Below are 11,712 nucleotides of genomic sequence, written 5' to 3' on the forward strand. Positions count from 1 at the left end.
GCCTAGTTGATGTACTGGACGACGGATTCGCGGCGCGAAACGAAGGACTGGTTGGTGCCGGCGATGTTGGCCCGGCCCGTGGTCTGCAGCAGCCAGAGGCTCTGGCTGCTCTTGATGAGGCTGCTCTGGGTCGTGTTGCTCAGCTGGTAGGCCCCCAGGTAGCGGAGCTCGGCGTCGAAGGAGGGCTGGACGGCGGTGGACTGGAGGTAGGAGGACGTCGGCGGCGTCATGTTGCCGCCGATGACGGATCCGGTCAGAGCGGTGCGCATGGTGCCCGAAGCGTCGGTGTAGGCGCTCCTGTTGGTGTCCGAGTAGATCGCGGCCAGCAGCGCGGTCATGCTGCTCTGGAGGCTCGCGGCGGCGGGGTCGGCTGCGGTGTTGGAGTAGGGGCTGCCCCAGGTGAGGGTCCAGTCCATGGCCGAGTCGGCGGTCTCGAAGGCCTTGCGCCCCGTGGACTCGTTGCCCACGATGAGCATCTCCCGCAGCGACGTGCGGCTCAGGCCCATGGCGGCCACGGTGACCACGCTCAGCAGGATCAGGGCCACGACGATGGAAATGCCTCCAGCTTCCCTGGGGTTGTAGCGCATGGTCAGCATCTCCTCAAGGGGCGCCGAGCCCGAAATTCCGGGGGGACAGCATGATGGTTTCCCGCCGCGTGCGGTAGGCGACAGGGCTCGCCGCCCCGGCCCGCGCGTAGTCGGTGCGCTGGACCTCCGAGCGGGTGGTGACGTTGAGCTGGATGAGCACGGGCGCGTAGTTCATCCAGAAGGGATCGGCCAGGCTGGTTCCGCCCGCGGCCAGCTTGGTCAGGGGGCTGGCGCTGGCGGCGAGGGCCTGGTTCAGGGCCGTGCGGATGGAGGTCCAGGCGTCCCCGGCCCCGCCTGCGCGCAGCCAGGTCCTGCCTGCGTCCAGGCTCCAGTCCACCGTGAAGCCCACGACGTTCTCCAGGAGGATCTGCTCCTGGGCGGGCGCCACGACGGCGGCGGTGCCCGGCGCGAAGATGGCGCCGGCGTTGCCCGCGAGGGGCTGCGACTGGCGCACGAGGCAGGGCACCACGGCCGCGGGGTCGGCGGGATTCAGGTTCCGGGGCACCACGGTGTAGCGCACCACCTGGAGGGGACGGAAGACGCTGATCTGGGCCCCGGGCAGGTGGGGCTTCTGCACCAGGGCATGCACCAGGGGGTTGGTGTCATTGCCGTAGGCGTCGACCAGATTCTCCTGGGCGCCCACGATGTTGACCGTGAAGCCCACGGCGCCTCCGGGGTTGGGTGCGGCGCCCACCTGGAACACTTCCCAGTTGGAGTCCTGGACGAACAGGATGTCGCCGGCCTGGATGATGTTTCCACCGTAGGACATGTTGACCTGCAGGGAGGCGTCGCCCAGGGCGCAGCCCGCGGCCAGGGTGCCCCGGGCGTTCAGCGGAAGATCGAGGACGATCTGGAGCTCGTCCACGGCGGCGGTTCCGCCGGGGGGCACGTAGCCCGTGGACTGCATGAGCATGGGGGGCTGGGACGCGGCGCTGGTGGGATCGATCTCGGCGACGACGCGCTTGTAGTAGAGGTGCCCCGCGGCCAGGACCTCCTCCTGGAGCTGCACCAGGCCCTGGCGCGACTTGCGCTGGACGTTCATGGTCTCCATGCCGCTGACCATCACCGAGGTGGACCCGGCGAAGAGTCTGACCATGCCGGCCATGAGGATGCCCATGAAGACCATGGCCACGGCCATCTCGACGAGGGAGAAGCCGCGCCTGGAGGCGAGGGGGAGATCAGATCCGGACATTGCGCCCCACCGAGAAGTATTTGGAGGCGCTGGCCGTGGCGCCCCCGCTGGTACGGACGAGTTCCTGCCACTGGACGTTGACGACGAAGTTGGCCACGGCGTTCTTCTGGCCGGCCAGGACCCCCGCGTCCCGCTGCCAGGAGAGGGTGAAGATCCGGTTCGGGCTGTTGGCGGCGACGGCCGTCCCGGTGATGTCGAAGAAGAGGTTCTCGGCCGCGGAGGAGGCGTGGGCGGTGTAGAGGACGGGATCGATGTAGCGGTAGCCCCCGGTGGTCACGGCGCCCGTGGGGCTCTGCATGCGCTCGCCTGAGCTCAAGATGCCCTCCGCGGTGACCGCGTCCATGAAGTTGTGCGCCAGGAGGATGGCGGTTCCGCGCTCCCGCCCCGCGGTGGCCGAGGCGAGGGAGGCCCCCTGGAGGGTCAGCAGTCCCAGGAGGCCGATGGCCATGATGAAGGCCACCATCAGCATCTCCACCATGCTGAATCCGGCCTCGTGGCGGGGAGGCGGCATCAGTCCAGGCGTTTCCATTTCAGCTCCGGGGGGGTGTCGAGTTGGCTGTCCGCCTTGTAGAAGGCGAGGGTCATTCCCTGTTCGTTCACCAGGACCACGCCGTAGGGCACGCCCTGACGGTTGGCGCTGGCGCCGGTCACGCCGATCCAGCCGCCCCCCACCAGGGTGGCGGCGGATCCGCCGGAGGCGGCCACCGACTGGAGGTTGCCGGTGGCGTTGAACCCGAACAGCCGGGAGGAGGAACCCAGCGGGGCGTTCCAGAAGGCGGTGCCGCCCATGAAGGTCGTCATGGCCGCGACGTCGCCCGGGGGCGCCACTTCATTCGCCGCCAGGGGGAGGCTCAGCCCCACCTTGGCGTACCGGCGCCAGGAGGCGTCCAGGGCGGTGGTGAGGCGAGGGGTGGTCTCCAGCTGGAGGTAGCCGGGGCTGGCGGGGTCAAGGCTCTGGATGGCGACGTACTGGACGGTGCTCGTCGTGAAATCGGGCCTCATGACCACCGTCTGCCCGGTGGATAGCGCGAGGCTCCGGGCCTGGAGCACCATGCCTCGCACGTCCTGCAGGCCATGCTGGACCGCCCGGGGCGTCCTCGGGGCGAAGCTGGAGGCCGTGGCGATGGCGAGGATGGCGACGATGGCCAGGACCACGAGCAGTTCCGTCAGGGAAAACCCCGATTCTCTGGATGGCTGGGTCCGCATTCGGGGTGTCCTCTCGTACTCGGGGAAGGTGTCGGGGCTTGGAAACAGATGGCGCTCAATGAAATGCCGATCACCTGCCCGAGACCACCTTGATGTTCTCCATGGACCCTGATTTCAGGCGGGGGGGCTTGGCATTCCAAGACCTGGACCTTCGGTTTGCACTTTTTCAATCAATAAGCGTGCCACGGCCTCCCGGAAGGATTCCCGGCCGTTCCCCGGCCGCCTTCGCGTCATTTCGACCCGTTCTCGACCCCGCCGCGGGTCCGATCGACTCGCCCTATTTGGTCTTGGGACCGCCGGGCGTCGGGTGCGGCTTGCCCTGCCCCACCACCGCCGGCACGCGGGCCCCGGGGGCCAGGACGGTGTCCGGGCGCCCGCCCTGGCTCCAGGCCTTGTGCAGGTAGCCCTGGCCGTGGACGACCTCCACCTTCGGCGTTTCAGCCGGGCTGAACGTGGACATTTCGCCCGCCTTCACCTGGAACGGCATGCCCTGGTGCCCCTTGGCCAGGACCTCGACCACGCCCTCGAAGACGGTCAGGGTGGTCCGGCCCGCCCAGTCCACCTCCACCCCGTATGTCGTCCCCCGGACCGCCAGCAGGGCGCCGGGTACGGCGATCTTCCGCTCCTGCGGGCCTCCGGTAAGGGCCTTGAAAAAGCACATGATGCGTCCCTGATCCAGGGTCAGCAGCACCCCCGGCTCCCCCCCCGCGAGCTTGACGTGCGTGCTGGCGAGGATTTCGAACCGGGCGCCGCGGGAGGGAACGGCCAGGACCGTGCGGCCCCACCAGCCGGTGCGCACCGCATCCCCCGGGGGGGCGGTGTCTCCCTGGGCCGCCTTGCGTTCCTTGGTCCTGTCCCCTCCGGGCCAGCGCTGGACGGAGGGCTTGACCTCCTCGAACTGGTACAGGAGAACGTCCGGCTGCGGCACGGGCGCCTGGAGAAGATTCAACAGCAGCGGGGCCATCAGCCAATTCATGATTCATCTCCATCCGGCAGGTCCACGCCGTACGCATCGACCGGCTTGAGCTTGCGGGCGAGGGTCTTCCGTTCGATGCCGAGGATCCGGGCGGCCTCGGTCTTGTTCCCCCGCTCATGGGCGAGCACGGCGAGGAGGTACATCCGCTCCATCTCCTCCAGGGACACGAAGGGCGCCTGGAACGCGGCGGGCGACAGGGCCGTCCCGGCCCCCTGCCCCTCCAGGCCTCCGAGGATGCGCCGCACGGTGTCGGGGTCGTCCAGGGAGCCGCACTCGATGAGCGCGCGGCGGACCACGTGGCCCAGTTCGCGCACGTTGCCCGGCCAGGGGTGCGCCGCCAGGAGCGCCAGCACGTCCCGGGAAAGCGCCCCGATCCCCGGCAGCCCCAGCTCGCCCAGGAACCGCGACTGGAAGTGCGCGATCAGCGCGGGCAGGTCCGAAAGCCGGTCCCGGAGGGGCGGGACCCGGATCTCGTAACCCGCGAGGCGGTAGTAGAGGTCCTCCCGGAAGGCGCCGCTGGCCACCATGGCCTTCAGGTCCCGGTAGGTGGCGGTCACCACCCGCACCTCCACGGGTTCCGGGCGTTCCGCCCCGAGGGGCTGGATGACGCCGTCCTCGAGGAACCGCAGCAGCTTGACCTGGAAGACGGGGGAGATCTCGCCGATCTCGTCCAGGAAGACGGTCCCGCCGTTCGCCAGGGCCAGGGCGCCCTGGCGGTCCCGGTGGGCGTCCGTGAAGGCCCCCCTCCGGTGGCCGAAAAGCTCGCTTTCAATGAGCGTGTCGGGGAGGGCGCCGCAGTGGACGGGCACGAAGGGCCCCTCGGGGTGCCTGCCGAAGCTGTGGAGGGCCCGGGCCACCAGCTCCTTCCCCGTGCCGGTCTCCCCGAAGATCATGACCGGGACGTGCATGGGCGCGACCCGGCCGGCGGCCTTGTAGACCTCCACGATGGAAGGATGCGAGCCGATGATGACGCTCGCAGGACCGCTTTCGACGGCCGGAACCTCGGGCGCCCGCTGCCGGAGCGCGGCCCGCACGCATCCGATCATGTCCTGGAGATCGAACGGCTTGGCCAGGTAGTCCGCGACCCCCTCCTTCAGGGCCTGGGCGGCGGTCTCGATGGAGCCCCTGGCCGTGATGATGATGACGGGCGGGGGATCCGGCAGTTCCCGGACCTCCCTCAGCAGGTCCATCCCGCTCCCGTCCGGCAGGTAGATGTCGGCGAGCACCGCATCCGGCCGCCGGTCCCGGATGGCGCGCCGGGCCGCCGCCAGATTCTCGGCCCGGGCCACCCGGTAGCCGGTCTTCTCCAGGGCGAGGGCCGCCATCTCACGGATCGCCAGGTCGTCGTCCACCACGAGAACCCACGTCATTCCGCCCTCCGGACCAGCGGGAGTCTAACACGGAACACACTGCCGTCCCCCGGGCCCTCCAGGACCCCGACCTCGCCGCGGTGCCAGGCGACCACCTCCGCCACCAGGGCGAGACCCAGGCCCAGGCCCTGCGCCATCCCCTGGGCGCTGCCCCGGGCGAACCGCCCGAAGATTCGCTCCCGCTCCCCGGGGGGGATGCCGGGCCCGCGGTCGGCGACCTCCAGGACGGCCCAGCCCTCCGCCTCCCGGAGGGCGACGGCCACCGGGGCCCCCTCCGGGGAGAACTTGACCGCGTTGGCGACGAGGTTCTCCAGGACCCGGTCCAGGAGGGCCGGGTCTCCCAGCACCCCCAGGCCGGCGGCCAGGTCCGCGGTGATCGCCCGCGAGGTGCCGGCGCGGAGGAAGTCCACCCGCTTTCCCCACAGGGCGGAGAGGTCCAGGGGCCGGGCGTCCCGGTGGAAATCCCGCAGGCCCAGGCGTTCCAGGTCAAGGAGGTCATCCACCATCCGGGCGAGCCGTGAGGTTTCGGACACCACCATCCCGGCGACGCGGTTCCGTTCCTCCACCGAAAGGTTGAACTGGGCCAGGAGCTGGGCCAGCCCCTTCATGGATGTCAGGGGGGTCTTGAGCTCGTGGGCCACCCTCCGGCGGGCCTCGGCATCCTGGGTCCGCAGCGCCGCCTGGGCGGCCTGGAGGCGCTCCAGTTCCTCGATCCGGGACCGTGCGTCGCCCTCGGCCCGCCCCGCCCGCCGCACCCGCGCCAATCCCGCCAGGATGACCAGGGGCAGCAGCATCGCCAGGGGAGCCAGTTCGACCTTGAGGAAGGCCTGGGCCGCCAGGGCGAACAAGGGCGGGGCCAGAAGGACGGCGGGGGCGAGGGCGCGGCGGACCCGGCCCGGAGCCTCCGTCAGGAAGGCCCCCAGGAGGGCGAGGCCGAAGGCCAGCAGCGCGTCCACGAGGGGCGGAGCCTCCCGCATCAGGTCCCCGGACAGGATGGCCTCGGCCGCCACCGCCTCCACCAGCACCCCGGGATCCGGGGAGCCGTCCCTGGAAAGGGGCGAGACGAACCGGTCCCCGACGCCCGCGGCGCTTATGCCGATGAAGACGATCCGCTGCCGGAGGGCCTCCGCCGGACGACCCGCGAGCACCGTGGCGGCGTCCACCGCGGGGACCGGCCAGGTGCGGTAGCCGGGCCGGAGGGTCACGGCCACGGGCACCGGCCGGCGCGGATCGCCGAGGCGCGCGGCCGCGACAGAGAGCGCGGGGAGGACCCGTCCACCCCGCTCCTTGGTGGAGGAGAACCGGCGCACCACCCCGTCCCGGTCCAGGTCGTAGCTCACATGTCCCACCGCGGCCCCCCGCAGGGCCCGGTTCGGAAGCACCCACTCGCCCGAATCGTCCATGCCGGCGGCGAGCAGGGACGGCCCCCGCTCCAGGGCGCGCGCCAGCAGGGCGTCTCCCGCCCTCTCCTCCGGCAGCAGCAGATCGATCACGACGCCCTTGGCCCCCGCGTCGAACACCCCCTGGACCAGGGCGGCCAGCCGCGCCCGGTCCCAGGGCCAGCTGCCGCCCGCGCGGAGGGCCTCCTCGTCGATGAGCACGACCGCGACCTTGGCGGCCGGCTTGGAGGGGAGACGGCGCAGCAGGGCATCGCGGAGGAGCAGCTCGGCCGGATCCACGATCCCCGCCAGGCGCAGACCGAGGGTGACGGCAAAGACCAGCGCGGGCCAGAGCGGTTTCAGGGCAGGGCCTCCTCTCCAAGGGCGGGCATCGGATCCTCAGGGGCGGTAGGAGAGGGAGAGCCCGAAGCGGGTCCTGGGGGCTCCATCGTTCAGCCCCGCGCCGAAGGAGGCGCCGAGGGCGAAGGGATACCCGAGGCTCTGGTACAGCTCCAACGCGACCTCCCGCGGGGCGGGCATTCCCGGATACTGGGAACCCTGGCCCAGCCACGTGAGGGAGACCTTGGAACGTCTGCCTTCGTAGGAAAGCCCGGCGCCGGCCGTGTAGATGCCTGCGCGGATGGGAGTCCCGGCCGCGTCCTTGCTGGAGGAGCTCTGGATCCAGCCGCCGGACGCCGAGAACTGGATCCGGCCAAACCGCTGGTGGGCCGCCAGGAAGCCGCCCACATCGGTCAGCCCGGTCCCAAGTCCCTTGTCTTTCTTGGCAGTGGGCAGCTTCACGGCCAGGCCCCCGTCCAGGGCCTGGCCGCCGAGGGTCTCGGGCAGGATGCGGCGGAGGCCCCGGACGAGGACGTCCCCCAACCCGGTCGTCCTTATGGTCTTGCCCCCCTCCTGGCTTTCAACCCGCAGGTAGGGGACCGCCACGTTCACGTCGTAGCTGGAGGTGGCCAGGCCTGCCGCGCCGTAGGCCAGGTCCAGGCGGTTGGTGGTGGCGAGGCCGTAGTCCCCCTGCCGGCGCCCGATCCCGGCCTCGAGGTAGCCCGAGGGCGCCTGGGCAGGGAGACCCGCGGACGAGAATGCCGCCACCCAGGCCAACAGGCCCATCCGCGCCCATGCCCCGGCGGAAGGAAGGGATCCGACGCCGTTTCCCACGCAATGCTCCTTGAACAGGGTGATCTGAATCGAGACTCCCATCATGACCAGAACCGGGGTGGGCACCAACCCTTGAAAAAGGGATGGGGTCGGCAGAAGGCATGGATCCGGGGGACTTCCTGCCGGAACGGGGCCGCGGGAGGGGCGCCCGGGACCTCGGCTTCCATGATCCTTCACGGTTCCAGGACTTTGGTTGTATAATATTTGCATTCCAGCTAAATTACAAAAGCTGAAACAATTAGCAGAAGCAAGCTTGCTACGATCGCCCTTCCATGGTCCGGAGCAAGCCTAGGGGGCCTGCCTTGGCAACCATGAACGACCTCTTGCGGCTGACCCTGGCCCTGCTGGTGGGCCTGGGATCGCTGCGGGCTCGCCCGCCGGAGCCCCCCGGCCGCTTGAAGTGGCTGGAATTCGGACTCGAGGACGGCCTTCAGGACCTAAACATTTCAACACTCAGCCAGGACAGGGACGGGTTCGTCTGGGTCGGCACCGAGACGGGCCTGCACCGCTTCGACGGGAAATCCTTCCAGAGCTTTAGGCGTCCGAATGGGCTGCCCAGCAGCGTGGTCCAGGCGGTCCTGGTCCATCCCGACGGGAAGCTCTGGATCGGCACCTTCCGGGGCCTGGCCCGCAGCGAGGGGGACCGGTTCGTTGCCGTGGGCGCCGGCCTGCCCGATCCGGCCCCGTCCATCACGGCCCTGGCCGTCGGACCCGGGGGGCGCCTCCATGTGGGAACCGCCACCGGCCCCTACCGGCAAACCACCGGGGATCATTTCGAAACCATGCCCTCCTGGCCCGGGGGCGCCGTTGCCGCCCTTGCATCCCTGCCCGAAGGAGGGGGGCTGGTCGCCTCCTCCTGGGATGGTCACCGGGCCCGGGTGTTCAGGGCGGAGGGCGGGGCCTGGCAGGAGCTTGCGGGCCCCGCGGGTTTCGGGAAACGGCCCCTGCGTGCGCTCGCGGTGGATGGAACGGGAACGCTCTGGGCCCGTTCGACGGAGGCCCTCTGGTGCCTCAGGCAGGGGAGGTTCGAACCCGCGCCGTTCCCGGTGAAACGAACCAATGGGGGCGTGAGCCTCCACGTGGACGGACGGGGACGGCTCTGGATGCCGGGCAACAGCGAGCTTGTGTGGCTGGACAAGGGGGACGTCCTGAGGATGGGCGTGAAGGAGGGGTGGCCCGGAGGGCTCGGAGCGGCCGTCCTGATGGATCGGGGGGGCGCCCTCTGGGCGGGTGGACGGGGGCTCGGGAGGGTCAAGGGCCGCCGGTTCTGGCGCAGCCATGGCGCCGAGAGCGGCCTGGCGGATCCGTGCGTCTGGAGCCTGATCCGGGACAGGTTCGGGACGATGTTCGCGGGGACCCAGCGGGGACTGGCCCGGCTGGGGCCCGGCGGATGGCAGATGATCCCCGGAACGGAGGACACCCAGGTCCGGTCCGTGGTCCAGGGGCCTGATGGCGCCTTCTATCTGGCGGGCTCGGCCTGGGTGCGGCGGTGGGACCCGGCCACGGGACAGACCGTTAAATTCGGGCCGCAGCAGGGGGTTCGAGCCGATGGCCGCATCTTCCGCCTGGTGTTCGACCGCTCGGGCACGCTGTGGGTGGCGACGGATTCAGGCGGCCTTTTGCGGGGAACCGGCCATGGGAGCCTGTGGGGCTTCACCCCTGAACCGCTGCCTGGCGGCACACCCAGGGAATCCATCGGGGACCTCCACGAGGATGCCGAAGGCCGGCTCTGGGCCGCGGGCGAACATGGCCTGGCCCTCCGCGAAGGCGGCCGATGGCGCCGCTTCACCCGCCAGGACGGCCTGCGCGAGGACGCCCTGGACTTCACGCGGTCCCTTCGCAACGGCGACCTGCTCCTGGCCTACTCCAGCAACCTCGGGGTGGCGCGGGCCCGCTACGACAAGGGGCGGTTCCGCATCCTGAAGCATTTCGACGCGGAGATCGATCCGGCCCTGACGATCTTCCTCCTGGGTGAGGATGTCCACGGCAACCTGTGGGTCGGCTCCGGCGCGGGCGTGCACCTCGTGCATGCCGGTGGAGGCGTGGAGGTGTTCACCTACCGCGACGGACTCGTCAGCGACGGCACCAACAACATGGCCTTCCTCCCGGACCCCAACGGCGACGTGTGGATCGGGACCGTCGACGGCATCGCACGTTTCGTGGCGCGGGCCTACGATGGCCTTCCGCCCCCGCCCGTGCTGCGGACCTATGCCTTCACCCTGGGCCAGGCGTCCTTCCATGAGGTCCCGGACAAGCCCCTCGACGTGCCCTTCCGGAGCAACACGTTCGAGGCCCGTTTCGCCGCCCTCAGCATCCACCACCAGGACGACCTCCATCTGGGGGCCCGGCTCGAGGGGCTGGAGCCGGAATGGCATGCGGCCAAAGGCCGGGAGGCGAGGTACACGGGTTTGGCCCCCGGCCTCTATGCCTTCCAGGTCCGCAGCCAGGCCGGCGGCGGGCCGTGGGTGTATTCAACGCCCATCCGCTTCCGGGTGCTCCCCCCCTGGTGGGGGTCCTGGACGTTCCGGGTGCTGGCGGGCCTCGGCGTGGTGGCGGGCGCCATCGCCTATGCCCGGTGGAGGACCTGGGCGCTGGCCCGGCGGAACGCCCACCTCGAGGAGCGCGTGGAGGAGCGCACCCGGGAGCTGACGGAAGCCAAGGCCACCCTGGAAGAGCGGGTGAAGGAGCGCACCGCGGAACTGCAGGCCTCCCACAGCCAGCTTGTGCAGTCCCAGAAGATGGAAAGTCTCGGCTTCCTGGCCGGGGGCGTCGCCCACGACATGAACAACGTGCTGGGCGCCATCCTGACCCTGGCCTCGGTGAACCTGGAAGTCCATGAAGCGGACAGCGCCACGCACCGGGCCTTCGAGACCATCGTCAAGGCGGCGGAGCGGGGCACCAACGTGGTCAAGGGGCTGCTGAGCTTCGCCCGGGCGGGCGTGGTGGAGAACCGCCTGCTGAACCTGAACGACGTGGTGCGCGAGGAGATCAAGCTGCTGGAGCGCACGACCCTGGTGAAGGTGCGCTTCGAGCTGGACCTGGATCCGGCGCTGCGGCCCATGAAGGGCGACGCCGGCTCCTTCGCCCAGGTGTTCATGAACCTGTGTATCAACGCCATGGACGCCATGCCGGAGAACGGCACCCTGGTGCTTCGGACCCGGAACCTGCCTGAGCAGAGGATCGAGGCCGTGGTGGAGGACAACGGGAGCGGGATGACCCGCGAGGTGCTGGACCGCGCCCTGGATCCCTTCTTCACCACGAAGGGCGTGGGCAAGGGCACCGGCCTGGGCCTGTCCATGGTCTACAGCACGGTCAAGGCCCACCACGGCCAACTGGAACTCCAGAGCGAACCCGGCAGGGGCACCCGGGTGAGGATGACCTTCCCGGCCTGCGCCCCGGCGGCCTCGGCCCCGGTGGACGGGGCGGAACCCCGCGCGGCGGCCGCCGGTCCGGTCCTGGACGTGCTCCTGGTGGAAGACGACGAATTCATGATGAGCACCCTCCAGAATGTCCTGGAGTACCTGGGCCACACGTTCACCGCGGCCGCCTGCGGGGAGGAGGCCCTGGCCCGGCTCGGCGAGGGCTACCGGCCCGACGTGGTGATCCTCGACATGAACATGCCCGGCCTGGGCGGGGCCGGAACCCTGCCCCGCCTGCGCGCCCTCTGCCCGGGGATTCCGGTGCTGCTCGCCACGGGGCGGACCGACCAGGACGCGCTGGATCTCGTCGCCGCCTACGACCAGGTCACGCTTATGGCTAAGCCTTTCGGGATAGAGGAATTGCGATACAACCTGGGGTCGTGCGGAAAGGCGTGAAGGCGCCGGGCCGG

9 protein-coding genes are annotated in these 11,712 nt (G+C 70.3%); 1 reads left to right on the plus strand and 8 read right to left on the minus strand.

Annotation, left to right across the window (positions count from 1 at the left end):
- Window positions 1–2: 2 nt before the first annotated feature.
- The 8 genes from ACZ5MC_RS15540 to ACZ5MC_RS15575 all read right to left on the minus strand — a co-directional run bounded on the left by ACZ5MC_RS15540 (window position 3) and on the right by ACZ5MC_RS15575 (window position 7,883).
- Window positions 3–587 (minus strand): pilus assembly PilX N-terminal domain-containing protein, encoded by a 585-nt coding sequence (locus tag ACZ5MC_RS15540; protein ID WP_306601410.1) that lies wholly within the window; start codon window positions 585–587, stop codon window positions 3–5.
- Window positions 588–600: 13 nt separating this feature from the next.
- Entirely contained in the window at window positions 601–1,779 is a 1,179-nt protein-coding gene (locus ACZ5MC_RS15545) for a PilW family protein (RefSeq protein ID WP_306601411.1), read from the minus strand.
- On the minus strand, window positions 1,766–2,308 hold the full coding sequence (locus tag ACZ5MC_RS15550; protein ID WP_306601412.1) for a type IV pilus modification PilV family protein: 543 nt from the start codon (window positions 2,306–2,308) through the stop codon (window positions 1,766–1,768). Before ACZ5MC_RS15550 ends, ACZ5MC_RS15545 begins: the two co-directional genes overlap by 14 nt.
- Window positions 2,290–2,985 (minus strand): pilus assembly FimT family protein, encoded by a 696-nt coding sequence (locus tag ACZ5MC_RS15555; RefSeq protein ID WP_464516214.1) that lies wholly within the window; start codon window positions 2,983–2,985, stop codon window positions 2,290–2,292. The genes ACZ5MC_RS15550 and ACZ5MC_RS15555 overlap by 19 nt, the downstream gene beginning before the upstream one ends.
- A 277-nt stretch (window positions 2,986–3,262) precedes the next feature.
- Window positions 3,263–3,961: a FecR family protein gene (locus ACZ5MC_RS15560; protein WP_306601414.1), complete on the minus strand. Its 699-nt coding sequence runs from the start codon at window positions 3,959–3,961 to the stop codon at window positions 3,263–3,265.
- Window positions 3,958–5,331, minus strand: a complete 1,374-nt coding sequence (locus ACZ5MC_RS15565; protein WP_306601415.1) for a sigma-54-dependent transcriptional regulator — start codon at window positions 5,329–5,331, stop codon at window positions 3,958–3,960. The genes ACZ5MC_RS15560 and ACZ5MC_RS15565 overlap by 4 nt, the downstream gene beginning before the upstream one ends.
- Window positions 5,328–7,073: a sensor histidine kinase gene (locus tag ACZ5MC_RS15570; RefSeq protein ID WP_306602288.1), complete on the minus strand. Its 1,746-nt coding sequence runs from the start codon at window positions 7,071–7,073 to the stop codon at window positions 5,328–5,330. The genes ACZ5MC_RS15565 and ACZ5MC_RS15570 overlap by 4 nt, the downstream gene beginning before the upstream one ends.
- Before the next feature lie 36 nt (window positions 7,074–7,109).
- Window positions 7,110–7,883 carry a hypothetical protein gene (locus tag ACZ5MC_RS15575; RefSeq protein ID WP_306601416.1) on the minus strand — a complete coding sequence of 258 codons (774 nt, stop codon included), beginning with the start codon at window positions 7,881–7,883 and terminating at the stop codon, window positions 7,110–7,112.
- 311 nt (window positions 7,884–8,194) lie between these two features.
- Here ACZ5MC_RS15575 and ACZ5MC_RS15580 point away from each other — a divergent pair, with 311 nt between their 5' ends.
- On the plus strand, window positions 8,195–11,698 hold the full coding sequence (locus tag ACZ5MC_RS15580; protein ID WP_306602289.1) for a hybrid sensor histidine kinase/response regulator: 3,504 nt from the start codon (window positions 8,195–8,197) through the stop codon (window positions 11,696–11,698).
- Window positions 11,699–11,712: the final 14 nt, after the last annotated feature.

It is taken from the genome of Mesoterricola sp. JemC181 (assembly GCF_055384585.1).